Annotated in this window: 25 protein-coding genes; 13 read left to right on the top strand and 12 right to left on the bottom strand. The window is 42.2% G+C overall.

The window, feature by feature from the left end:
• Nucleotides 1-12 precede the first annotated feature (12 nt).
• The 10 genes from mmsB (at nt 13) to PNC201_RS09540 (ending at nt 8,186) form a co-directional block, all read left to right on the top strand.
• Nucleotides 13-900, top strand: a complete 888-nt coding sequence (gene mmsB / locus PNC201_RS09585; protein WP_102056917.1) for a 3-hydroxyisobutyrate dehydrogenase — start codon at nt 13-15, stop codon at nt 898-900.
• Between the two features lie 6 nt (nt 901-906).
• On the top strand, nt 907-1,668 hold the full coding sequence (locus tag PNC201_RS09580; protein ID WP_102056916.1) for an SDR family oxidoreductase: 762 nt from the start codon (nt 907-909) through the stop codon (nt 1,666-1,668).
• A 118-nt stretch (nt 1,669-1,786) separates the two neighbouring features.
• Nucleotides 1,787-2,176, top strand: a complete 390-nt coding sequence (gloA2, locus tag PNC201_RS09575; protein ID WP_010604930.1) for an SMU1112c/YaeR family gloxylase I-like metalloprotein — start codon at nt 1,787-1,789, stop codon at nt 2,174-2,176.
• 25 nt (nt 2,177-2,201) lie between these two features.
• The gene (locus PNC201_RS09570; RefSeq protein WP_102056915.1) at nt 2,202-2,498 is read left to right on the top strand and encodes a DUF1330 domain-containing protein; all 297 of its coding nucleotides are present in this window, start codon (nt 2,202-2,204) and stop codon (nt 2,496-2,498) included.
• Between the two features lie 100 nt (nt 2,499-2,598).
• Nucleotides 2,599-3,996, top strand: a complete 1,398-nt coding sequence (locus tag PNC201_RS09565) for a hypothetical protein (RefSeq protein WP_102056914.1) — start codon at nt 2,599-2,601, stop codon at nt 3,994-3,996.
• A 130-nt stretch (nt 3,997-4,126) separates the two neighbouring features.
• The gene (locus tag PNC201_RS09560) at nt 4,127-4,666 is read left to right on the top strand and encodes a heme NO-binding domain-containing protein (RefSeq protein ID WP_010604927.1); all 540 of its coding nucleotides are present in this window, start codon (nt 4,127-4,129) and stop codon (nt 4,664-4,666) included.
• Between the two features lie 4 nt (nt 4,667-4,670).
• Entirely contained in the window at nt 4,671-5,621 is a 951-nt protein-coding gene (locus PNC201_RS09555; protein ID WP_102056913.1) for a sensor histidine kinase, read from the top strand.
• 119 nt (nt 5,622-5,740) lie between these two features.
• On the top strand, nt 5,741-6,757 hold the full coding sequence (locus tag PNC201_RS09550; protein WP_102056912.1) for a biotin/lipoyl-containing protein: 1,017 nt from the start codon (nt 5,741-5,743) through the stop codon (nt 6,755-6,757).
• A 63-nt stretch (nt 6,758-6,820) separates the two neighbouring features.
• On the top strand, nt 6,821-7,336 hold the full coding sequence (locus PNC201_RS09545) for a DUF7691 family protein (protein ID WP_102056911.1): 516 nt from the start codon (nt 6,821-6,823) through the stop codon (nt 7,334-7,336).
• 400 nt (nt 7,337-7,736) lie between these two features.
• Nucleotides 7,737-8,186, top strand: coding sequence for a DUF4826 family protein (locus tag PNC201_RS09540; RefSeq protein ID WP_010604923.1), 450 nt, complete (start codon nt 7,737-7,739; stop codon nt 8,184-8,186).
• Here PNC201_RS09540 and PNC201_RS09535 read toward each other — a convergent pair.
• The 8 genes from PNC201_RS09535 to cspD form a co-directional block, all read right to left on the bottom strand.
• Nucleotides 8,170-8,628, bottom strand: coding sequence for a GNAT family N-acetyltransferase (locus PNC201_RS09535; RefSeq protein WP_029215775.1), 459 nt, complete (start codon nt 8,626-8,628; stop codon nt 8,170-8,172). The two genes, PNC201_RS09540 and PNC201_RS09535, sit on opposite strands and share 17 nt — an antisense overlap.
• 133 nt (nt 8,629-8,761) lie before the next feature.
• A complete protein-coding gene (locus PNC201_RS09530) occupies nt 8,762-9,949 on the bottom strand; it encodes a ribosomal protein uL16 3-hydroxylase (protein ID WP_102056910.1) in 1,188 nt (395 codons plus the stop codon).
• Nucleotides 9,950-10,036: 87 nt separating this feature from the next.
• Nucleotides 10,037-11,407 (bottom strand): adenylosuccinate lyase, encoded by a 1,371-nt coding sequence (gene purB / locus PNC201_RS09525; RefSeq protein WP_102056909.1) that lies wholly within the window; start codon nt 11,405-11,407, stop codon nt 10,037-10,039.
• A 275-nt stretch (nt 11,408-11,682) separates the two neighbouring features.
• On the bottom strand, nt 11,683-12,285 hold the full coding sequence (gene hflD, locus PNC201_RS09520) for a high frequency lysogenization protein HflD (protein WP_102056908.1): 603 nt from the start codon (nt 12,283-12,285) through the stop codon (nt 11,683-11,685).
• Nucleotides 12,285-13,385, bottom strand: coding sequence for a tRNA 2-thiouridine(34) synthase MnmA (gene mnmA, locus PNC201_RS09515; protein ID WP_010604918.1), 1,101 nt, complete (start codon nt 13,383-13,385; stop codon nt 12,285-12,287). The genes hflD and mnmA overlap by 1 nt, the downstream gene beginning before the upstream one ends.
• Before the next feature lie 114 nt (nt 13,386-13,499).
• Nucleotides 13,500-14,168 carry a pseudouridine synthase gene (locus PNC201_RS09510; RefSeq protein ID WP_010604917.1) on the bottom strand — a complete coding sequence of 223 codons (669 nt, stop codon included), beginning with the start codon at nt 14,166-14,168 and terminating at the stop codon, nt 13,500-13,502.
• A gap of 111 nt (nt 14,169-14,279) precedes the next feature.
• Nucleotides 14,280-16,499: an NADP-dependent isocitrate dehydrogenase gene (locus tag PNC201_RS09505; protein ID WP_102056907.1), complete on the bottom strand. Its 2,220-nt coding sequence runs from the start codon at nt 16,497-16,499 to the stop codon at nt 14,280-14,282.
• 491 nt (nt 16,500-16,990) lie between these two features.
• On the bottom strand, nt 16,991-17,209 hold the full coding sequence (gene cspD, locus PNC201_RS09500; protein ID WP_010379294.1) for a cold shock domain-containing protein CspD: 219 nt from the start codon (nt 17,207-17,209) through the stop codon (nt 16,991-16,993).
• A 199-nt stretch (nt 17,210-17,408) separates the two neighbouring features.
• On the opposite strand from cspD, the gene clpS reads away from it, so the two are divergent.
• Nucleotides 17,409-17,726, top strand: a complete 318-nt coding sequence (gene clpS, locus PNC201_RS09495; protein ID WP_010379297.1) for an ATP-dependent Clp protease adapter ClpS — start codon at nt 17,409-17,411, stop codon at nt 17,724-17,726.
• 28 nt (nt 17,727-17,754) lie between these two features.
• Entirely contained in the window at nt 17,755-20,019 is a 2,265-nt protein-coding gene (gene clpA / locus PNC201_RS09490; protein WP_010604915.1) for an ATP-dependent Clp protease ATP-binding subunit ClpA, read from the top strand.
• Nucleotides 20,020-20,774: 755 nt separating this feature from the next.
• Here clpA and infA read toward each other — a convergent pair.
• The 4 genes from infA to trxB form a co-directional block, all read right to left on the bottom strand.
• Entirely contained in the window at nt 20,775-20,993 is a 219-nt protein-coding gene (gene infA / locus PNC201_RS09485) for a translation initiation factor IF-1 (protein WP_002962494.1), read from the bottom strand.
• Nucleotides 20,994-21,301: 308 nt separating this feature from the next.
• Nucleotides 21,302-22,030: an arginyltransferase gene (locus PNC201_RS09480; RefSeq protein ID WP_102056906.1), complete on the bottom strand. Its 729-nt coding sequence runs from the start codon at nt 22,028-22,030 to the stop codon at nt 21,302-21,304.
• Nucleotides 22,023-22,739: a leucyl/phenylalanyl-tRNA--protein transferase gene (gene aat / locus PNC201_RS09475; protein ID WP_102056905.1), complete on the bottom strand. Its 717-nt coding sequence runs from the start codon at nt 22,737-22,739 to the stop codon at nt 22,023-22,025. The genes PNC201_RS09480 and aat overlap by 8 nt, the downstream gene beginning before the upstream one ends.
• Nucleotides 22,740-22,828: 89 nt before the next feature.
• A complete protein-coding gene (trxB, locus tag PNC201_RS09470) occupies nt 22,829-23,782 on the bottom strand; it encodes a thioredoxin-disulfide reductase (protein WP_010604912.1) in 954 nt (317 codons plus the stop codon).
• Between the two features lie 286 nt (nt 23,783-24,068).
• Here trxB and pssA point away from each other — a divergent pair, with 286 nt between their 5' ends.
• The gene (pssA, locus tag PNC201_RS09465) at nt 24,069-25,394 is read left to right on the top strand and encodes a CDP-diacylglycerol--serine O-phosphatidyltransferase (RefSeq protein ID WP_102056904.1); all 1,326 of its coding nucleotides are present in this window, start codon (nt 24,069-24,071) and stop codon (nt 25,392-25,394) included.
• The last annotated feature ends 12 nt before the right edge of the window (nt 25,395-25,406 follow it).

Below are 25,406 nucleotides of genomic sequence, written 5' to 3'. Positions count from 1 at the left end.
GGAGTGACTTAAATGGCACAAGTAGGATTTATCGGCTTAGGTAATATGGGTGGTCCAATGGCCATTAACCTATTAAAGGCTGGCCACCAAGTATGTGTATTCGATTTGAACCCTGAAGCCGTTGCGACGCTTGAAGCAAGTGGCGCGACGAAAGCGATGGTTGTGAGCGATGTATGTCGCGAAGCCGATTATGTGATCAGTATGCTGCCTGCAGGCAAACATGTTCGAGCTGTGTATACCGACGATGACGGATTAATTAATTACCTTAGTAAAAACACACAAGTAATTGATTGCTCGACCATTGATGCTGAATCTGCTCAGTTTGTTGGCAACAAGTTGGCAGAATCGGGTATTTCATTTGTCGATGCGCCCGTGTCTGGTGGTGTGGCGGGTGCAGCGGCCGGTACCTTAACTTTTATTGTCGGCGGTAATAAAGCAGACTTTGAACGTGCGCATGTGGTACTGACCAATATGGGTAAGAATATCTTCCATGCTGGAGATATTGGTGCCGGACAAGTTGCTAAGATATGTAACAATATGCTGTTATCAATACTTATGGCAGGCACAAGTGAAGCGCTGCAAATGGGTGTAGATCATGGCTTAGATCCTAAGGTATTGAGCGAAATTATGCTAAACAGCTCTGGTCGTAACTGGACGCTAGAGCTATACAACCCATGTCCTGATGTACTAGAAAATGTGCCTTCTTCGAACGGTTATAAGCCGGGCTTTATGGTTGATTTAATGGCTAAAGATCTTGGCCTTGCGATGCAATCTGCGCAGCAAACGAATTCTGCGACGCCCATGGGGGCGCTAGCGAAGAATCTGTATAACTTGATGCAAAATCAAGGCAAAGGCAGTGAAGACTTTAGTGCGATTTTTAAGCTTTATTCAGAGAAATAGGACACTATGGATATTAACAATAAAACAGTTGTGATCACTGGTGGTGCGCAAGGCTTAGGTCTTGCTATGGCGACTGAAATGGCAAAGCATGGGGCAAAACTTGCCCTGATTGATATGCAAGAAGAGGTTTTGGCAGAAGCAAAGCACGAACTTGCTCAATTCGGCACACAAGTTAACACGTATGTGGCTAATGTTAGTCAAGAATCAGACGTGGAAAATGTGTTTAATACCATCGTAAATGACTTCGGCGATATTTCGGTATTAATAAATAATGCGGGTATTTTGCGTGACGGTTTGCTACTTAAAGCAAAAGATGGGCAAGTCATCGACAAAATGTCGCTTTCGCAATTTCAATCCGTTATTGATGTCAACCTCACGGGTGTTTTCCTGTGCGGTCGCGAAGCTGCTGTCAAAATGGTAGAAGCGGGTAATGGTGGCGTGATCATTAATATGTCGAGCGTTGCACGCGCTGGTAATATGGGACAAACCAATTATTCAGCGGCAAAGTCTGGAGTCGTTGCGATGACTACCAGTTGGGCTAAAGAATTAGGTCGTTTTGGTATTCGCGTGGGCGCAATTGCGCCAGGTGTGATCCGTACAAAAATGACCGATGCAATGAAGCCTGAAGCCAAAGAGCGCCTAGTGAAAATGAAGCCAGTAGGGCGTCTTGGCGAAGCGCAAGAAATTGCCCATACTGCAAAATATATCATTGAAAACGATTTCTTTACGGGACGTGTCGTTGAGATTGACGGCGGCATTCGCTTGTAATGAAAAAATAGGCTTGGTTTTACAACTTGTAGTCCAAGTTCCTACTTGAGTGTGTGAAGCGGCAATGCAAATTGCCGCTTTTTTATTTGAAAGACATTAAATTAGTTAGGAGAAGTGCTTGAAGTTATCTGGAATACATCACGTCGCTGTTATTTGTTCTGACTACCAAAGATCAAAAGTGTTTTATACCGAAGTACTTGGTTTGCACGTACTCAGGGAGAACTATCGAAAAGATAGAGCGTCCTATAAATTAGATCTTGCGCTGCCTGATGGGAGCCAGGTTGAGTTGTTTTCGTTTCCAAATCCTCCCAAGCGACCCTCACATCCAGAGGCGCAAGGGCTGAGGCATTTAGCATTTAGTGTATCAGATATTGATGCTTGTATTGCACACCTTGTGCAGTATCAAGTTGCTGTAGAGCCTGTTCGAATAGATGAATATACAGGCAAACGGTTTACCTTTTTCAGCGATCCTGATGGTTTGCCGCTGGAGCTTTATGAGCAATGTTAGTTAACTACTCTAAAAGGGTTAAATTATGTATGAGATGTTAGTGGCGATGGAAATTCATAACAGCGAGCGATATGCCAAATATCGTGAAGCGATGAAGCCAATTTTAAGACAATATGGTGGTGGATTTAGTAACGATTTTCATATCGCAGAAACCTTGCTAACAGAGGGACAGTGTCAAGCTAATCGACTTTTTACCATATATTTTCCTGATCAAGCTTCAATGGAGTCCTTCTTTAGTGATGCTGAATATGTAGAGGTAAAAGCGCGATACTTTGAAGATAGCGTCAGTGGGTTTGATATTTTGGCGAGCTACACTAGATAAAGCTCAAATAAGGAGCAAAATTGGGTAAAGTTTATTCTAATTGAGTCGATAAGTAACAAAGCGCCAGAGCTAGCCGATTTTTGTAACAAGGATTTAGGTTATGAATATAAAGCCACATTTTCACACCAACCACGGCAGTGTTGGTGCTCCATCTTCGTCGAAAGAAATGCAAGACGCACTCAAAACGCTCGCAAAAGATAGACCTGATGAAGAGGTATCCCAACTTCCAGATGTGAATAGTGAGTTCACAATTGATTTTTCCTACACCGAATCACCTGTCTCATATGATAGAGACTTTATGCGTAATTTTGAATTCAGAATGTTAGGCATGAAAAGTTACGGTATTCACCGAGAACACATAGGGACGGATGAAACTGGTCGTATCTATAAGGATACTTACGGTGAGTTTGAAGGCCGAGAAAAAATTGATGAATTTTTAGCAATCTTTGACCGTTTGAATGAAGAACAACAGATTAAATTTGCACACTTCAAGCCCACAGAATCGCTTCTAGACGTGGCTAACAGATTAACTGATGAAGAGCTTGGTCAGCTCACCGATTTTATCGTTCAGTCACTTAGTGTTAACAGCTTTGGTCAAAGGGGTGAAGACTACTCAGAAAAGTTGATTGATAAACTGAGCAGTATGTCTGATGACTTATTAAAAGATACCGTAAAAACCATGTCTAGCTTAATGGAACAGGCTGAAAATAAAGTTTTTTCCGATCCAGCGTTGCCCGCTTATTTATTGGATGAAGACGGTAGAGCAGACATGGACTTAACTGTGCGAGAGGCAGATCTTTTCGACCAATTTAATGCATATGGTGACATGAACAACCAATTATTAAATGACTATGCAAAATTTATCATTGATAACAAATTCTCAGACGGTGATCTTTTAGATCTGAACGCGCATATAGCAAATTCTGATTTTGATACGAGTCGTGGCATGCTAGATATGGCAACCTTGGTTAAGGCAAATGACCGAACTAGTTTTATAGAAATGTTAAACGAAGTGGATACGCGGGAGCCGAATAACCTGTTCACAAGATTGAGCAAACTCAATTACGAAAATGAGAACACAGAATACTTTAGAACTGACAATCGAGAATACGTTAAATTTAAAGGTGCACCAGCTGATGATAACGAAAAAAGTAGGTTATACAATCAGCTGATAAAAGCCTATGAAAATCAGGGGCTCGGTTGGATGAATGACGTAATGGAGCAGTCAGAAGGTATGCCAGTGCGAGCTGAGCTCAATATGTGGCTATCTATTTTAGAAGATGTTGAAGAAAACCCCGGTGCGTTTAAACGCTCAGATTCTGTCGAAACTTGGATGGAGCGCAATTTAGCTGGAATTGTAAATGACTACTATCAAGGCATAAAAGACAAGGTATTTGCGCATAATGAGGAACTAGATAACTTTCTCAATATGTCTATGCTTGAAAGAATTGAACTCGATACAACTGAACTTGACGAACAAACTCCTATAGCTGAATAGAGAAAGATCTATTACATCCCAAATATTGTTCTACACTTAATTAAGAACGAAACAAGCTAGTTAATTCAAAGGCTTGTTTCGAGTTGAGTCTTGACTATATAACGCAGCAACTTTGTTAAGGGAGAGTTTAATGCGCGGCGTGATATTTAGAGGTTTAGAAGAATTAGTTGTAGAAGCGATTGGCATGCAAGCTTGGGATGAGTTACTCGAAGCACATGCACCTGAGGGAAGGGTTTATGTTTCCCCTACATCCTACCCAGATGCAGAGTTATTTGCGTTAGCGCAAGGCGTTGCTGACAAATTGAATAAGCCATTGACAGATGTATTGGCCATTTTCGGACAGTCGTTATTTGGATTTTTAGCGGAAAAGCACAAAGGTATTTCATCAAAATTTACGTCGTTTGAAGAATTGGTTTTATCTATCGATAGCGTGATACACATGGAGGTAAAAAAGCTTTACGATGAACCGAATCTCCCCTCAATTGCGGCGATAGTGAAAGATGACAAAACTATCGTATTAGAGTATTGCTCGAATCGTAAATTGTGTTTTTGTGCGGAAGGGCTTCTTTATGGTGCCGCCCAATTTTACAGTCGCAAACTAAAAATTGAACATCCACAGTGCATGCACAGCGGCGCTAAACATTGCGTACTCATTCTTCATTTGGATTAATTCGATGTCTGAATATAACGACTATAAAAAGGCGTATCTAAGAGAGCGTCGTGCACGTGATGAAGTCGAGTCATTACTTGAAGAGAAAACGCGAGCGTTATATCTAGCCAATCAAACACTTGAACGTCAATTAGCGCAACTTAAGAATCAACAAGCCGTATTAATAAACAACGAACGTATGGCGACGTTAGGGACACTATCAGCAGGCGTTGCGCATGAATTAAATAACCCGTTGGCATATGTGGCAGGTAACCTAGAGTCACTTAATTACTATATCTCGCCCATATTACAATTGCTTGAGACAGTAAAATTACTTGAGCAAAATGAATTGAGAGGAGATCAATTGGAAGCTCGCCTTATTGATATATATTTAAGGCAACGTATTGACGAAATTACGAATGATTTGCCAGATCTCGTTCACGATACGCTGCACGGCTGCGAGCGAATTAAAACCATAGTAAACGATTTAATGAATTTCTCCCGCTCCAATAATGATAGTTTCGGTAGGGCGTCTCTAAAGTCTATTGTTGAAGACACGCTTCGCTTACTCCATGGTCAACTTAAGGGATACGAGCTGACCGTCGCGGTCGAAGATGTGCCAACTATCTATTGCAAGGAGGGAGCGCTAAAACAAGCGATCATCAATCTTTTGGTGAATGCTAAATATGCGGTAGACATGAGCCATAAATCGCATAAATCAATAGAAGTGTTACTCGCACCGGGTAACGATCAAGATATTATCTTAAGTGTTAGCGACAACGGAATTGGAATTGATGCTGATGTGCTTCCTAGATTGTTCGATCCTTTTTTTACGACTAAGCCTGTCGGTGAAGGTACGGGCATGGGACTTGCCATTACTCATGCGATTGTAAAAGAGCACAAAGGGAAAATTGATGTTCAGAGCCAAGAAGGAGTGGGTAGTCAGTTTACTATTTCCTTTCCTCTGGAACAGTGAAAAGCTTGCGCCTGTCCCTATTTTATAATACGTTAATCGACTAAATCAGATATATCTCAGTGATTTTCATCTGAGGTTTCGAGCCTCATCTTTTAATACTCAAACGTAATAGGGAAATTATGACGGTTGAAATGAAAGTACCCGTGTTGCCTGAGTTAATAGATACTGCAAAAATTGCAACACTCTATGTAGCCGAAGGACATCAAGTTGCAAAAAATCAAGTCTTATGTGATATCGAAACGAGTAAGGTCGTATTGGAGCTACGAGCGCCAGAAGCCAGCCGTATCGGTAAAATCGTGGTGAACGAAGGCGATGTTTTGAAAGCCGATGCGCTTATTATGTCAGTCACTCCAGATCCAGAATTAAACCACTTAGTTGCACTTGAACCGAAGAGAGTTCATCGGCTGCTCAGTAATGAAGGCATCACAACTGACCATAAGTTGAAAGGAAAAGGTAATATTGACGTGCAGATCGATGTATTACCCGATTTTGTCGATAGCGCAACGATTATTGAAATCTATGTCAAAGAAGGAGATAAGGTTGCTTGTGGCGATAGGCTTTGCGATGTTTATACTGACAAGGTCATCCTCGAAGTTTGTGCTCCCAATGATGGCGTAGTGTGCGATTTTATCAAAAAGCTTGAGCAAGCAGTCGTTGCAGGTGAAACGATCGTCACTTTGTATCACCCCGAGTATATTGGGCCTGAGACTACACTTCCTGAATCGAAAGAAGATAATATTGATGCCTTAATAGCTCAAGTATTGTTAGATCCAGCTTTGGATAATGAACCTTCTACGCTGGTCGAGTTCAATAGGCCTTCTCATCAGGCTACATGCGATAATTTAGAAGCGCATAAAGACATAGCGGCAGTTGAAGCAACCGATAGCACGGTTATTGACACACAGCTTAAAAATGAATCTCCCCCTCTTAGTACTCAAACTGGCGATAGCTATGTTGATTTAACAAATGACCATGTTAGTTCAGCTTCAACGCCTTTACGAGCAGAGTCTACGGTTATTGAGCGCATAGGGGAGGGTAACAACAGCGGAGTCGGAGGGGTAAGCTCTGGCAAAGTGTTTACGTTTGCAGCCAGTGTAATCGTTATTGCGCTAGCGGGTTATTTTTTGCTGATATAGCTTCGCGCTTGTAGCATCTGCAAAGAAGTTAACCAGCTATTTTACTCAAAAAGGAGATTTTTAATGAGTTATAATGTCATTGCATATCAAGTCGATGCAGAAAAAGTAAAAGCGGTGTGGGGAAGTAAAGATCAGCAATTTTTGCAACGATTTTTATCCAAATACCGAGATGAAATCGCAGGACAAGAAGAAGAGCTGGATGTTAAGGGATATGCCGCTTGCATGGCGAATATTATAAATGGAACGAGTACGGATGAGGACGACGAAGACAACTTTATTTACGGTTATCTATATGAAATGCTGTGCCAAGAATTTGGTGAGATGGTTCGCCATGATGACTTTCTAGACATAATGGAAGATGTGACGCCATCTAATCATAAAGCATTTATTCCTATCCCCAGAAATGATGATTGGCCTGAATTCTACAGTGTCCCTTTTGAAGAATTAGAGCAGGGACGACAGGTTTTTCTTGGTAGTGACGAACCATATACTAAGGAAACTTCCTATATAGAAACGGTGAACTTCATTTTCGATACAGCAGTTCAAAACCACAAAGCTTTGGTTTTCTTTGGTTATTGATTTGAGGTTTCAATCTACCGATTAAAATTTTTGACAATAAATACGGCGCTGTTTGGTGCAGCGCTAATAGCCTCTACATGAAAAGACGATAAGTAACAATAATCTAGCCATAGTCAGTATACCTTGAGTTTAAGTAATCATGTTGATATGGCTAGAATAGAGAAAGAAACTTTCTCGAAACTTACAGTTCAGTAATTAATCATATAAACTCAAAATTCCTTCGTTCGTATTGCCGTTATGACTGCAAAAGCTTAGTATCAGGTAACTTCGCAAGCGTTTGAGTGCTTGGTGTATAAGAATCAAAACCGATTTGCTGAATAATTTGCTTTGAAACACACCGCGTAAATAACGATAAAGTAAAATGCTATTCGGTAATCTAAAAAGAATAAAAGGGTGAACAATGAGTGAAGAACAAAACCAACCGCAGCAAGAGACGTTGACACCAGAACAACAGCAGCAAAGATCAATACAATGGCAGCGTAGCTGCGTACAAGCTGCACAAAAACACCTCGCGGATAAAGGAGTGTTACCGCAAAGTATAATTGAAAAAGAATGTCGTTATATTGAGCCATTGGTTGCGCTTTGGAAAATCAAAGGTCAAAACGGCAAAAAGTATTGGGTGATCACAGGTAATCTACCGACGGATCATATTGAGGCTTCCGCTGCAGCGACAGCACGTGAAGCACTGCGCTATTTTTCATTCCATTGGCAAATGAAAGCAGAAGAAATTATGTCTGCAAAGCCAGTAGAAAAAACACAAGCCCAGTTTGCTAATCTACTAGTAAACCGAGCTCATGGTTTATATGACCTTTTCGCTAAAGATGAACTTTGGGCTAATGAAGCATCGTAAACGGTTCCATCTTGAGTGATTGAATAGGGCATTTCAAGCGCTGTCTTGGAATGCCAGCTTCCATAAATACGTGCCCATGCGTGGAAAACCCCGACTGTAAAAATTCGGGCACTTCATCCAAAATGCATTGGATAAAAACATCTTCAAAGCCTTTGTCTTTTGCCAAGTCAACAAGTCCCCCGATCAACGAAGCATAAGCATCTCGATTACGGTGAGATTTGAATATGGCAATGCGGCTTAATAACCCGTCTTCGCACAGTCTCCCTGTGCCAACTGGCCCATCGAATTCGTCAATAATGATTAAGTGCTCAGCAGTGATATCCTGCTGATCAAATTCGACTTCTTTAGGAATATGAAGTTCATACACAAATACGCGCTCGCGTATTGCTTTGAGCTCCAATTTTTTGGTTTGCCAAGTTACTCTACTGATCCTATAACTCATACTGCCCCCATCTACAGATTGCACCTGCATTCCCTGTTTAGCGACAAGCTAGAGCTTGCGAAAACCTTGAAGATCAAGGATTTCGCGGCATATTGTTATTTTTGTGAACGCGGCTATCTTGTTCTAACAGGCTCTACTCCCAGCCCTCATCGAAGTCAGCATTGGCTGGATCGCTGTCTTCAACGAAGTAGGTCCCATCATTAATCAGTTTAGTTAACGTTTGTTTAAATTCCAAACTATTTAATGCAGGAATTATTGCATTAAACTCAAACACAACATGATCGCTTAGCTGCTTTACGGCATCTAAACAATGATGGTCTAATTCATAGTTTTCACCATTAACACTGAACAAAATATGATCGTCACAGATTTGGTAAATAGCACGTACTCCACCAGCGCGATAAACCAATGGGTGATCTTTGGCGATCTCGAGAAGCTCCTGAGGATCAATTATGGGTTCTAATGGCGCGAGATCCATCTCATGTTTTGGTTCGCTGAGTGTCTTTCCAAGCCATTGACTGTATAGTGCCTTATCTTCAAGTAAAGCATTGAGCAGAGACTTTATCTGTTGTTGGTCGCTGCAGGTGACTTCGCCAATAGACGCTCTGAGTTGTAATTCTGGATCGCTAAAACGGCGTTTGCCAGCTTCCATATCAATTACGTGATCAGCAAAGCTTGAAAGTAAGTCTTTTTGATCAGGCGCTCGAAAGCCAACTGAGTAGTTTAAAGCATTCTCAACTGCATAACCTTCGTGAGGACAAGCTGGCGGAATATATAAGATATCACCCGGTTCAAGAACTGCATCAATGACCGCTTCGAATTGCTCTACTTGTAATAGACTCTTGTTGCGCGCAAATTGCTTTAGGCTGTTGTCCCGTTCGCCAACTCGCCAATGACGTTTACCTTGTCCTTGAATTATAAAAACATCATATTGATCTAAGTGCGGACCAACGCCACCACCAGGAGTCGAAAAGCTAATCATCAAATCGTCTATGCGCCAATTTGGTATAAATCTAAACGCTTCTATTAATTGTGCGGCTTGTGGGTGCCAGTGATCAACGGCTTGGACCAATAGGGTGCTGTTGCTATCGGTGAGTAAATCAAATTGTTCAAAAGGGCCGTGATGGGCTTCCCAGTTATTATTGTGATTAGTGACAATTCGAGATTCTATGCATTCTTCAGTTGCAAGGCCGGCAAGTTCTTCTGGCTCAATTGGGTCTTCAAAGTCTCGGAATCCTTGTTTGATGAGTAATGGCTTCTTTTGCCAATACTGGGCAAGAAATTGTTCGAAGGTAAGGTCATTAATTTGCAGTTGATACATAGGGAAATTCCAGTAATAAAAAAGCGAAAGAGTGCACTCTTTCGCTTATTCTATACCAAGTAGTAAAAAGCTGGTGTCGCTTTATACTTAGTTTAGTTCGTCAATGAACGCTTCAGCACGACCGATATAGTTTGCTGGCGTCATTTCTTTCATTTGTGCTTTTACTTCATTTGGCAAGTCTAGGTTATCGATGAAGTCAGCCATGATTTCTTTGTTTACGCGTTTACCACGAGTAAGATCTTTTAGCTTTTCATATGGCTTTTCGATACCGTACTTACGCATTACCGTTTGGATTGGCTCTGCAAGTAGTTCCCAGTTATCATCAAGCTCAGCAAGCAAACGATCAGCATTGACTTCTAACTTGCTAACGCCTTTTAGCGTTGCTTGATACGCGATAAGCGCATAACCCATACCAACACCTAAGTTACGTAAAACCGTTGAGTCGGTTAGGTCACGTTGCCAGCGTGAAACAGGTAGTTTTTGTGCAAGATGCGCAAAGATAGCGTTAGCAATGCCAAGGTTACCTTCAGAGTTTTCAAAGTCGATAGGGTTAACTTTGTGAGGCATTGTTGAAGAACCAATTTCACCAGCAATGGTTTTTTGCTTGAAGTGGTTTAGCGCGATATAACCCCAAACGTCACGGTCAAAGTCAATTAAGATAGTATTGAAGCGTGCAATCGCATCGAATAGCTCAGCGATATAGTCATGCGGTTCGATTTGCGTTGTGAATGGGTTCCAAGTCAAACCTAGGCTTGATACAAAACGTTCACTGTGTGCATGCCAATCGTAATCTGGGTAAGCGCTTAGGTGAGCATTATAGTTGCCAACGGCACCATTGATTTTACCAAGCATTTGTACGTTAGCGATTTGCTGGCGTTGACGTTGCAGACGAACATACACGTTTGCAAACTCTTTACCCATGGTTGATGGTGAAGCAGGTTGGCCGTGTGTACGAGTCATCATTGGAATTGACTTATACTCAACCGCTTTGTCTTTGATTGCGCTCAGTAGTTCATCACAGTATGGCAGTAATACCGTGTCACGCGCTTCAGTTAGCATTAGACCATGAGAAAGGTTGTTGATGTCCTCAGAGGTACATGCAAAATGAATAAATTCATTGACGGCATTTAGCTCGGCATTGTCAGCTACTTTTTCTTTAAGAAGGTATTCTACAGCTTTAACGTCGTGGTTAGTGGTGCGCTCAATCTCTTTTACGCGTGCTGCGTCTGCTTCGCTGAAGTTTTCAACGATGCTATCAAGAAGTGCGTTGGCTTCATCGCTGAAAGCAGGTACTTCTTTAATGGCGTCGCTGCTCGCTAGCGCTTGTAGCCAACGAACTTCTACGATGACGCGGTATTTGATCAAGCCAAATTCACTGAAGATGCTTCTCAGTTCTTTGGTCTTGCTACCATAGCGACCATCCACAGGAGAGATAGCGGTTAACGCTGAAAGCTCCATAATAACTCCTAACTATTTGTTTTTGAACGATACTTAGATAGTGGTATTAGAACCACTACGAATTTTATACCAACTTGATTAATTAAGTGGTCTACTTTGAGGCGATAAAATCTAGTCGATAACACCGCTTCCGCATCCTGCTCACGCCAAGGTACCTACATCCATATAGGCAAGGCGAAAATTTTGCTATTTAGTTGTTCTAAATAAGAAATTCTTAGCCCTGTTAGCGTCAGATTTGCTCCTTCAAATTGAGCAAGTATTAAGACAAATTGGTATTACATATAACTTTTTGCAGCAGTAATGATTTTCTTTTTCGTAAAAAAGAAATGACGACGTTTACCGCCGAGCTGGCGCCACAATACTGCACTACGGATCCCCGCAAGTAATAGCGCCCGAATTTTTTGTTGTGTTGCTGTTTGTTTTAATAGCTCAGGCTTACCGAATACTTGGATCTTAGGGCCAAGAGGGCTTATTACTTGACCGTAAATGTCGGCAAGTGCGGCAACAACTTGGCTTTCACAGATATCAAAGTGTAATAACTGGCGCTCAACTTGCTGAATTTTTTGTGCTAACAAATCAAGAGATTTGCTATCGTTACTTAGCACTCGCTCTAATTGCATCATCGCGCCAACATATTTAACCATTTCAACGTCTTTTTCGCCGCCAGCCGAAAGCTGCTCAATTAGCGTTCGACAGCCTGTTTTGATGGCAAATTTGTCTGGGTAAACGTCCTCTGGGCGTTCAGGAGAAGTATTAATAATGCTTTTTAAAAAGCCCTCAACTTCATTTTCATTGAAGGTGCCGTAACGCGCACATTTTTGTACCAGTTTACTGATCTGACACATTGCCGCCAGAGGCATTACGTATTGGTTTTGCATTATTTAATCACCGACTCAATAATACCGCCGCCAAGGCACACGTCATTTGCGTAGAATACCGCAGATTGTCCGGGAGTTACGGCTTTTTGTGGCTCATCGAATAGCACACGTGCCATACCATCTTGGCCAACTAATAACGTACAAGGGATGTCGGTTTGGCGATAACGTGTTTTTACCGTGCAGCGAGTTGTACCTTGCGGACCTACGCGGTCGACCCAATGTAGTTGATTTGCGTTTAGACCATTGCTGAACAGGCGAGGGTGGTTTTTACCTTGACCAACAACCAGTACATTACGTTCGATATCTTTATCTACCACATACCAAGGTTCGCCGTTGCCTTCTTTAGAACCACCAATTAATAGACCCTTACGTTGACCTAGCGTGTGGTACATCAAGCCTTCATGTTCACCAACATGATTACCTTCGCAATCTTCAATCACACCAGGCTGCGCGGGCAAAAATTTGGCAAGGAAGTCTTTAAATTTGCGCTCACCGATAAAGCAGATCCCGGTTGAATCTTTTTTATCGTGTGTGATTAAGCCTTGGTCTTCTGCAATTTTACGCACTTCTGGCTTTTCAATTTCACCCACAGGGAAGAGTGTTTGCGCAATATGTTCATGGCTTAATGTGTAAAGGAAATAGCTTTGATCTTTGTTCTCGTCATCTCCACGAAGCATAACGAATTTACCGTCACGCTCTGCGCGACGAACATAGTGGCCAGTTGCGATATAGTCTGCCCCCAACGCTTCTGCTGCAAACTGTAAAAAGGCTTTAAATTTGATTTCTTTGTTGCACATGATGTCTGGGTTTGGTGTACGGCCAGCCTTGTATTCTTCAAGGAAGTGTTCAAACACATTATCCCAGTATTCAGCAGCAAAGTTTACGGTGTGTAGCTCAATACCTAGCTTATCACACACTGCCTGGGCATCTTTTAGATCATCAGCTGCTGCACAATACTCATCATTGTCATCTTCTTCCCAGTTCTTCATAAACAGGCCTTCTACTTGGTAGCCTTGTTGTTTTAAAAGGTAGGCAGATACAGAAGAATCTACACCGCCGGACATTCCGACAATGACTTTAATGTGACTATTATCGCTCATAATTTCGCTATTAATCTTAATGCTCAGATAGAAAGCGCTTATTATACTCAAATCTCTTTAAATTGCACGTCCGTGAGGCGTTCAAGCGCAGGAGAAAAGTCCTAGTAGGAAATGCTAAAGCACTCGATATTCACCGTTTTTAAGATCGCCCAGACTATATTTGCCTATTTGTGCGCGAATAAGTCGAAGCGTGGGATGACCAATATGCGCCGTCATACGACGAACTTGTCTATTACGTCCTTCTTTGATGGAGATAGAAAGCCAGGTTGTTGGGATATTTTTGCGTTCTCTTATCGGCGGGTTACGCGGCCAAACATTGGGCTCGGTTATTACTTCCACTTTGGCAGGTAAAGTTGGACCATCTTTTAGTTCTACACCGTTTCTTAGCGCGTTTAGGCATTCGCTACTTGGCTCTCCTTCGACCTGAACCCAGTAGGTTTTATATGTCGATTTTTTAGGAGAAGTCAGGGTGTTTTGTAATTTTCCGCAGTTGGTAAGTAGCAATAACCCCTCACTATCTCTATCCAAGCGACCTGCAGCATACACATCTTTGATATCAATAAAATCAGCCAATGTTTGACGATTTTGATCATCAGTAAACTGACACAAAACATCAAAAGGCTTATTAAATAGAACGACTTTTACTTGCTCTGGCGGTAGGGCGGGTTTTGACAGCCGATTAGTTATTGGCTTTTTCCGTGCTGTGTTGTGTCTAGAGAATGCGGGCTTATTAGCATGTGATTTTCTTTTGTTATTTGTATTGGCTCTACTACTTGTGTTCATCGCCGCATTCCTAAGGTTCACGAAAAATGGCATTTTAGCGCAATTGCTCCTGAGTGTCGCCTGCAAGCAAAAAAGCGACCCTCAGGCCGCTTTTTGACTGTTATCCGAAGATTACAGTGACGCTAGTACGTCGTTAAATACCACAGAAGGACGCATAGCTGCGAACGCTTTGTCATCTTCAGGCTGGTAATAACCACCAACATCCATTGCTTGACCTTGTGCTTCATTCAGTGCAGCAACAATGTCAGCTTCTTTTGCTGTTAGTTCCGCAGCAACATTTTCAAACTTAGCTTTAAGCTCTGCATCTTTGTCTTGTGCAGCCAGCTCTTGAGCCCAGTACATTGCAAGGTAAAAATGGCTACCGCGGTTATCAAGCTCTTTCACTTTACGTGAAGGTGACTTGTTTTCATCTAAGAATTTAGCCGTTGCTGCGTCTAGTGTGTCTGCAAGTACTTGTGCCTTAGCATTACCCGTTGTTTGGCTCAAATGCTCAAAAGAAGCAGCAAGTGCAAGGAATTCACCTAGCGAGTCCCAACGCAAGTGGTTTTCTTTTTCGAACTGTTGAACGTGTTTAGGCGCAGAACCACCCGCACCAGTTTCAAATAAGCCACCGCCATTCATTAGTGGAACGATAGATAGCATTTTTGCACTCGTACCAAGCTCTAAAATTGGGAATAGGTCAGTTAGGTAATCACGTAACACGTTACCCGTTACTGAAATAGTATCTTCGCCCTTTTTCATGCGCTCTAGAGAGTATAGTGTTGCATCCACTGGTGCTTTGATTAAGATTTCAAGGCCATCAGTGTCATGCTCTGGCAGATATGCGTTTACCTTTTTGATAAGTTCAGCGTCGTGAGCACGGGCTTCGTCTAACCAGAAAACGGCAGGTGTATTCGTTGCGCGAGCACGGTTAACCGCTAGTTTTACCCAGTCTTTGATCGGTGCATCTTTCACCTGACACATACGCCAGATGTCGCCTTCTGCAACAGTGTGCTCAAGTAAAGTGTTGCCCGCCGCATTTACAACGCGGATTGTGCCAGCTGATGGCGCTTCAAACGTTTTGTCGTGTGAACCGTACTCTTCCGCTTTTTGTGCCATTAGACCGACGTTAGGGATCGTACCCATAGTACGTGGGTCAAATGCACCGTTTTCTTTACAGAAATCAATCGTTGCGCCGTACACACCTGAGTAACAACGATCTGGGATCACAAAAGCCGTATCTTGTTGTTTACCTTCAGCATTCCACATCTGACCGCTTGAACGAATTGCAGCAGGCATTGATGCATCAATGATCACGTCACTAGGTACATGCAGGTTTGTAATACCACGGTCTGAGTCTACCATCGCGATATCAGGTGCTGTCTCGTAAACGGCTGCAAGGTCTGCTTCGATTTCTTTGCGCTTCGCGTCGTCCAACGACTCAATTTTTGAGTACACGTCGCCAACACCGTTGCTTGCGTCAACACCGATTTCAGCAAATGTCGCCGCATGCTTTTCGAATACGTCTTTGTAGAATACTTTTACAGCATGACCAAAGATGATTGGATCTGACACCTTCATCATGGTTGCTTTCATGTGTAGCGAGAACAAAACGCCTTTATCTTTTGCTTCTTGCACTTGTACTGCTAAGAATTCACGTAGTGCCTGTACACTCATACGAGAGGCGTCAATGATTTCACCCGCAAGTAGTGGCGTGCTTTGTTTTAGTACGGTGATGTCACCATTGTTCGCTACGTGCTCAATACGAACATCAGTCGCTTCAGCAACCGTTACCGACTGTTCAGAACCGAAGAAGTCACCGTCAGCCATTGATGCAACATAAGACTGTGAGTCTTTAGACCAAGCACCCATTGAATGCGGGTTTTTACGAGCATAGCCTTTGACTGAAGTTGGAGCACGGCGGTCTGAGTTACCTTCACGAAGTACAGGGTTTACTGCACTACCTTTGATTTTGTCATAACGCGCTTTAACATCGGCTTCTTCGTCTGTTTTTGCTTCAGAAGGGTACTCTGGAAGCGCGTAACCTTTAGCTTGCAATTCTTTAATTGCTGCACGAAGTTGTGGAATTGAAGCACTGATATTAGGTAACTTGATGATGTTAGCTTCAGGCGTTTTAGCAAGTGCACCTAGCTCAGCGAGTGCATCACCAATACGTTGTTCTTCTTTTAAGTACTCAGGGAAAGTCGCAATAATACGTCCTGCAAGTGAAATATCGCGAGTTTCAACTTCGATATTTGCAGGCTTAGTGAATGCTTGGATGATTGGCAATAGCGAGTAAGTTGCGAGAGCCGGGGCTTCATCTGTTTTGGTATAGATAATTTTCGATGTCATCATCATTCCTAGATAGTTGTGGGCTTTTACGCCGTTCAACAATTGCTAATAGGACTAAGCAACGCAATTTTCACACTCAACAACGTGTCGTTGTCGCTGGTTAAAACGGGACCAGTTCACTAAGCGATTAATGAAAGGTGCAAAAAACCTCGACAATCCTCGTTAGAATCGATGCCTAGGTAGCGCAGCATTAGCAAGTTTGTTAGGTATTTATACTTTTGGCTTATTACAATAACTGGTATTCATTCAGCATTGAAATGCATCAAGTAGCAATATCTAATCAACCTGAAATTGACTTTGCAAGCGTGCTTTAGTCTAACAGTGTTTGCATATGGGGGCTAATTATTAAATTTAAAGTGTAAAAGTGAAAAGTTATAACAAACGTGATAAGGAGAGATTGAAGATTTCTTTTAGTTATTGTGCAGATATTCAAAAAAGAGGAATAAGCGAGCACTCATGTAACCCGCTTTAGCCAAAAACTACGTTAACACTTAAACAACATCTTCCGTAATTGGAGCGATGTTGGTTGCGTGTAGACCCTTAGGTCCTTGTTGTAGCTCGAATGATACATCCTGACCAGCTTTAAGCGTCTTGTATCCATCCATTACAATCGTTGAGTAATGAGCAAAGATATCTTCGTCACTGCCGTCTTCTACGATGAAACCAAACCCTTTGGCGTTATTGAACCATTTGACTTTTCCGCAAGCCATACTTCTACATCCTTCTATAAGTTGACTAAATTAATGTTAATCTACTCTTTTAATTTTGCTAAACTGCCCATAGATTAGACAGTCATGTAAGACTGTAGTTTATATGAGCAAGCAGTCAAGTTTTTTGCTCTTTTTTTTAACATTTTATTTATTTCTCAAATCTATTTGCTTGAGTATATAAGACAAGACTATATTTATTATGAGTGGGACAAAAGATTCGGGTGTATTGGACGCCGTTCGCGAGGAACAGAAGCAGCAGCTTCAACCGCCGCGAAAATATAAAGTGATTTTAAACAATGATGATTACACGCCCATGGATTTTGTTGTCGAGGTATTGACGACATTCTTCAATATGGATAGCGAGAGAGCAACTGAGGTGATGCTTGAAGTGCATCACAAGGGAAAAGCGGTATGTGGAGTATACCCTGCTGACATAGCCCATACCAAGGCTGAGCAGGTAAACCGATATGCTCGTGACAACGAGCACCCGCTGCTCTGTAGTTGTGAGCAGGAATAACCTATAAATTTCTTGTTGGGGGTTGCCAATGCTAAACAAAGACTTAGAACTTACTCTTAACGCCGCGTTTCGCGAGGCCCGTTCTCGCCGTCATGAATTTATGACGGTTGAGCATTTATTACTTGCATTGATCGATAACCCCTCTGCTAGTGAGGCGCTTGATGCCTGTGGTGTCGATATGGATACCTTGAAGCGCGAGTTATCAGAGTTTATTGATGAAACAACGCCTGTTATTCCTGATTTAGAGGAAGACAGAGAAACACAACCAACACTTGGTTTTCAGCGTGTATTACAACGCGCTGTATTCCATGTTCAATCATCTGGTCGCTCAGAAGTAACAGGGGTAAACGTGCTTGTCGCGATTTTTTCTGAGCAAGAAAGCCAAGCTGTTTATTTACTTAAGAAAGCCGACGTTAGTCGTCTAGATATTGTTAATTTCATTAGTCACGGTATCTCTAAAATTGAAGATGATCACGAGCGAGACGATCATGAAGAGATGCAAGACGATAGCGGTGAAATGCAACAGGAAGAGAAAACCAAGCTGGAAAATTTCACTTCTAATCTAAATATTCAAGCGGAATCTGGACGTATTGATCCGTTGGTTGGTCGTGATGAGGAAGTTGAGCGTACGGTTCAGGTGCTGTGCCGTCGTAAGAAAAATAACCCGTTACTCGTTGGTGAAGCGGGGGTTGGTAAAACCGCGATTGCTGAAGGTTTAGCTTATCGGATCGTCAATAATCAGGTACCTGATGTAATTGCTGACGCTGTGGTTTACTCACTGGATATGGGAGCATTACTTGCGGGTACAAAATATCGCGGTGACTTTGAGAAACGTTTTAAAGCGCTACTGAAAGAACTTCAGTCAAAGCCTCATGCGATATTATTTATTGACGAAATCCATACCATTATCGGCGCTGGCGCTGCTTCAGGTGGTGTGATGGACGCATCTAATCTAATTAAGCCACTGTTATCGAGTGGACAGCTTCGCTGTATGGGTTCGACCACATATTCTGAATTCAAGAATATTTTTGAGAAAGACAGAGCATTAGTGCGCCGCTTCCAGAAAATCGACGTGGTTGAACCAAGTGTTGAAGATACCACGAAGATCTTACATGGCTTGAAAGAGCGTTATGAAGAGCACCACGGTATTCGTTACACGCAAAAAGCGTTAAAAGCGGCAGCTGAGCTGAGCGCTAAATATATTAATGAGCGTCATTTGCCTGACAAAGCAATCGATGTCATTGATGAAGCGGGTGCAAGTCAAAGGCTACAGCCAACTTCAAGACGGAAGAAAACGATTAATGTGTCGGACATTGAAGCTATTGTGTCTAAAATGGCGCGTATTCCACAGCAAAGCGTATCATCTAGTGATAAAGAAACGCTTAAGAATCTTGATCGTAACTTAAAGATGTTGGTGTTTGGCCAAGATGAGTCGATTGACGCGTTAACATCAGCAATTCGCTTATCACGCTCAGGTCTTGCTAATGAAGACAAGCCTGTAGGTTCATTCTTGTTTGCAGGTCCTACTGGGGTTGGTAAAACCGAAGTAACCAAGCAACTTGCTAAGTGTATGGGCATAGAGTTTATTCGCTTCGATATGTCTGAGTACTCTGAGCGCCATGCCGTTAGCCGCCTAATTGGTGCGCCTCCGGGATATGTTGGCTTTGAGCAGGGTGGACTGTTGACCGAGGCTGCAATCAAGCATCCTCATGCAGTGGTGTTGCTCGATGAAATAGAGAAAGCACACCCAGACATCTACAACATTCTATTGCAGGTTATGGATCATGGTACGCTAACAGACAACAATGGTCGTAAGGCAGACTTTAGAAACATTGTTTTGGTGATGACAACAAATGCGGGTGTGCAAGAGACTGTTCGTCAATCGATTGGATTCCAGCAGCAAGACTACTCTCATGATGCCATGGTAGAAATCAATAAGGTGTTCACACCAGAGTTTAGAAACCGCTTGGATAACATCATTTGGTTCAACCACCTAGAGAAAGAAGTTATCTTGCAAGTTGTTGATAAATTCATTGTTGAATTGCAAGCGCAGCTTGATAAGAAGTCTGTTAATCTGGAACTTACGGCGCAAGCACGAGATTGGCTGGCAGATCTTGGTTACGACAAGGCAATGGGGGCTCGTCCAATGGCGAGGGTTATTCAGGACAACTTGAAAAAGCCTCTTGCCAATGAAATCTTGTTTGGTCATTTGTCTGATGGTGGGACGGTAAAAGTCACAGTGAAAGACAACAAGTTGTCCTTTGATTACCAAACGGAAGCGGTGTCAGCATAAGACCTTTGAACTATAGGATAAAAGCCCAGTACTGCTGGGCTTTTTGTTATCACTCAGTTTGATGCGGCATTACCGTCTTTTAAACTCAGTGTTAGTCGTTCGTGTATACTAATTGCTTGAATGAACTTGGTATACCTAAGTAACATCAGTATGTTGAAATCGCTTGGGTATCAACGAGTTTACGGCATCAACCTAGTATAAATCTACACACGCAGATTAACGAGCACGGAAGACCATGGTGCTCCCTTTGAACGCTGAGGTTAGGGCTAGATAATAAACCCAAACGACAAAAAGCCCAGAATAGCTGGGCTTTTTGTTATCACTGAGTTTGATGCGGCATTACCGTCTTTTAAACTCAGCGTTAGTCGTTCGTGTATACTAATTGCTTGAATGAACTTGGTATACCTAAGTAACATCAGTATGTTGAAGTCGCTTGGGTATCAACGAGTTTACGGCATCAACTTAGTATAAATCTACACACGCAGATTAACGAGCACGGAAGACCATGGTGCTCCCTTTGAACGCTGAGGTTAGGGTAGATAATAAATTCAAACGACAAAAAGCCCAGAATAGCTGGGCTTTTTGTTATCACTGAGTTTGATGCGGCATTACCGTCTTTTAAACTCAGCGTTAGTCGTTCGTGTATACTAATTGCTTGAATGAACTTGGTATACCTAAGTAACATCAGTATGTTGAAGTCGCTTGGGTATCAACGAGTTTACGGCATCAACTTAGTATAAATCTACACACGCAGATTAACGAGCACGGAAGACAATACGTCCCTTTGATAGGTCGTAAGGCGTCATTTCAACAGTAACTTTGTCACCAGTCAAAATACGGATGTAGTTTTTGCGCATTTTTCCAGAAATATGTGCAACAACCACGTGACCATTTTCTAGTTCAACACGGAACATTGTGTTTGGTAGCGTGTCAAGGACCGTGCCTTGCATTTCAATTACGTCTTCTTTCGCCATGTGTAGCGTATCACCTCTTGGTTAAATTAAACGATGCAGATTTTGCCCAAAAGCGGGGAATAAGTAAAGTTACAAGCTGATTTTTTGTTAATTTGGTCGTTTATTCAGCCAGTTTTACTAAAGTTTTTCGCTTCTATTCCTAACGCATCTCAAAATCTGGAGCCATATTACTAGGCAAGGGCGCTATTCTAGCATAGGAAAGTCTGCTAGTAACGCATGTTTTTTGTCCATGCAACGGGATAATAAGGGTGTAAAAGGAGAAGTATTCCTGCATTTGAGCTTAAGCATGCAGGAATACTAAGCACTAATCACAAGATTGCGGGGGGAGCGGGATCAATATCTTGCCAAATATCTTTAACTAACTTTTGTGCTGGAATAAATTGGGTTTTGTAACGCATTTTTTTACATTCGTCGATTTGATAACCTAAGTACAAGTACGGTTTATTCTGTTTCGCCGCCTGTTCTAATTGAGCCATGATCATGATAGTACCGATACTTAGTGATTCATACTCAGGATCGAAAAAGGTGTAAATAGCAGATAATGAATAAGGCATTGAATCTGTGACCGCCACTGCAATTAATTTATCTTTGTGCCATAGCTCGATAAAGACGATGTTCATCCAACGACAAAATAAGAAGCTTTCGTACTGGAGACGGTTAGGCGGGTACATAGAGCCATCGCTGTGGCGTAGACTGATATATTTCTCGTATAACGGATAGTATTCAGGCCGCTCCTGATGGCTAATAATAAGCTGATAATCTTGTTTTAATTTATTACGTTTGCGCTTTTGAGATTTACTCGGTTTAAATTCTTGAGTTAATACTCTTACTGATTGACAAGCTGAGCATGCGGGACAGTGCGGACGATAAATCTGGTCTCCACTGCGGCGAAACCCTAATGCTAACAATTGTTCAAATCTATCTGGGCTGTAACAATTTGGGTCTAGAATGACCAGTAACTGTTCCTTCTGCTCAGGTAAATAACTACAACTAAATTGTTGGCTCAGTCCGATTTTAGAAGGAAAGTGTTCATTCATAGATAGCTTTCAACTCCTGAGGCTGCCACATTGATGATGGGATCTCAAATCGATCCGCCAATCTAAGTCTAGTCAAAAACTCGCTCCTTGGTACAACTTTTAATCCCAAACTTGTTAAATAAGGATTTTCGAGTTGGCAATCAATAAAATGTGCTTGATGGGCTTTGAGCCAATTAACCAGTGCCCACATCGCCATTTTGGACGTATTAGGTAAGGTGTGGAACATAGATTCACCACAAAATACACCGGACTGCATGATGCCATAGAGCCCGCCAACGAGGTTGCCTTTATCCCATACCTCCACACTATGTGCTAATCCCTGAATGTGCGCTTGCTGATACGCAGCCAACATCGCATTCGTGATCCAAGTTCCTTCAGCGGCCATTCGTTGATTTCTACAAGCTTGAATCACTTGTGAAAAGGCGGTATTGATTGTGACGGTCGGACTGAGTTTGCGTTGGGCTTTCCTTAGCGTTTTACCACAATGAAAATCTTGAAGCTCCAAGATCCCGCGTTCGCTTGGGCTCCACCACATGATTGGCTCACCTTCATTAAACCAAGGAAAGATCCCATTGGCATAAGCGTTTTTCAGTCGTTTTACCTGTAAACCCCCGCCAATGGCAAGCAGTCCATCTGGTTCAGACAAGGCATAGTGATTTGGCGGAAAGCGAAAGTCATCGCGGGCGAGATGGAACAGTTGTTGGATCATTGAACAAACTACAAGATTGTTATTTATTTCAATATAGCAAATTAAGGCAAGGAGGGAAGAGGGCCAGTCTAGACCGACCCATTTATCTATTATTTTTGGCTGTCTAAGAAGCGCTCTGCATCTAGTGCTGCCATACAGCCTGTACCAGCTGAGGTAATTGCTTGACGGTAAATGTGGTCAGACACATCACCTGCTGCAAATACACCTTCAACACTAGTCTGTGTTGCATTACCATTGAGGCCTGATTGCACTACCAAATAACCATCTTTCATCTCTAGCTGGCCCTCAAACATATCTGTGTTTGGTTTGTGACCAATCGCGATGAAAACACCAGCAAGATCAAGCTGCTCTGTCGCTTCTGAATCAGCATCTTTGATACGAATACCAGTAACACCCATATCATCACCTAGCACTTCATCTAGTGTGCGATTTAGGTGTAATACTACGTTACCATTCGCCGCTTTATCCATTAAGCGATCGGCAAGAATTTTCTCACTACGGAAAGAATCGCGGCGGTGAATAACATGTACTTCTTCAGCGATATTTGATAGGTAAAGTGCTTCTTCAACCGCGGTATTACCACCACCAACAACCGCAACCTTTTGACCACGATAGAAGAATCCATCACAAGTTGCACAAGCAGATACGCCACGGCCTTGGAACGCTGTTTCAGACTCAAGACCAAGGTATTTAGCAGATGCACCTGTTGCGATGATTAACGCATCACAAGTATAAGTGCCTTGATCGCCAGTGAGTGTGAAAGGGCGCTTCGTCACGTCAACTTTGTTGATGTGATCGAAAATGATTTCAGTTTCAAAGCGCTCTGCATGCTCTTTCATACGGTCCATAAGAGCTGGACCCGTTAAACCATGTGCATCACCAGGCCAGTTCTCGACTTCAGTAGTTGTAGTCAGCTGACCACCTTGCTGCATACCTGTGATTAATACTGGGTTTAAATTTGCCCGTGCTGCGTATACCGCGGCAGTGTAACCCGCAGGACCCGAACCTAAAATCAACAGTTTGCAGTGTTTTGCATCGCTCATGTAATTTTCCTAACTAAATTCTAAAAAATGCTATTAAGCAAAAGTTTGTTCGATTCTATGTAATTCAATAGGGAAGTAAATAAAAAACCGTAATCTGATTTGGTATAAATTGGCAAGTTGTCAAAAAATTTGTACTGTTTTGTTTTAAATCGACTACAGATTGAGCAATCTTGTTCGGGACTAGCAAAAAACAGCAGTATTTCATGACCTCAGGTTTTTTTTTTGATATGTTTTAGAGAATTTTGTTTTGCTATCAAGAGTTGATAGCCTAATTGAAAAGGTACATATGGCATTTTGGCAGAATACCCCAGGCTTCGGGTTAAGTGCACAAGATTGTGAGGTGTTAACTGATGCTAAGCAATATCATCAGACACTTTTACAACTGATCTCACAGGCAAAAACGCGTATTTATATCACCGCACTTTATTTACAAGATGATGAGGCGGGTCGTGAGATATTGCACGCATTGCACGAGGCTGCACAGCAAAATCCAGACTTAACGGTAAAAGTGTTGGTTGATTTTCACCGTGCGCAACGCGGCCTCATTGGCGCTGAAAAGTCAGAAGGCAACGCCAAGCTATATTGTGATTTAAAAGAGCAACTGGACACTCAAGTTGAAGTGTATGGTGTGCCGGTAAAAGCAAAAGAACTTTTTGGCGTGTTGCATTTAAAAGGCTTTGTTATTGACGATATCCTGCTTTATAGCGGTGCTAGTTTAAATAATGTCTATTTGCATCATGATGAAAAATACCGTCTAGACCGCTATTTTGTGATTAAACAAGCACAGCTCGCGGATAGCTTTTGCCACTTTACCGATCAAGTGCTGATAGCGTCTGACGCAGTACCTAGACTCGACATCCGTCCATTACCTACTTTACTCGACATTCGTACTGAGCAAAAACAGCTGATGAAACAGTTGAAAAAGGCCAGTTATGATATTTCAAAGGCGAACAGTCGAGAAGGTCTTACGGTTCGTCCATTTTTAGGTTTTGGTCGTAGAACTAATAAGCTAAACCGTCTTATTAAGGCGCTTTTCGATACCACTGAACAAGAGTTAGTGCTTTACACCCCTTACTTCAATTTTCCGGCTCCTTTACTTCGCTCATTACGTCGTTTACTGAAAACAGGTAAAAAGGTGACAATAGTGGTGGGGGATAAAACGGCAAATGATTTCTATATCAGTCCAGAGCAGCCATTTAGCCGAATTGGAGCGCTTCCGTATTTGTACGAAACCATTTTGTATAAATTTATCAAGTCGCAACGCCGCTTCATAACTGCCGGATTGTTGGATGTGTATCTGTGGCAAGATGGCAACAACTCGTTTCACTTGAAGGGAGTGAGCAAAGATGGCGATACGCATTTAATGAGTGGTCATAACCTCAACCCAAGGGCATGGGGGTTAGATATTGAAAATGGCATTCTAATAGAAGATCTCGATAAAGCATTGTTGCCTCAAATCGAGTTAGAAAAACAAGAGATATTGAAACATTGTCGCCGCATCGACAGCCACGATGATCTCGAGACACTAGCGGATTATCCAGCACCTGTGAAAAAACTTCTTGGCCAGGCTAAGCGTGTGAAAGTCGACTTTATTATCAAGCGTTTTATTTAATTCAAACACTGT

Source organism: Pseudoalteromonas sp. NC201 (assembly GCF_002850255.1).
Lineage (GTDB): Bacteria > Pseudomonadota > Gammaproteobacteria > Enterobacterales > Alteromonadaceae > Pseudoalteromonas.
This window is presented reverse-complemented; position numbering and strand designations above follow the sequence as displayed.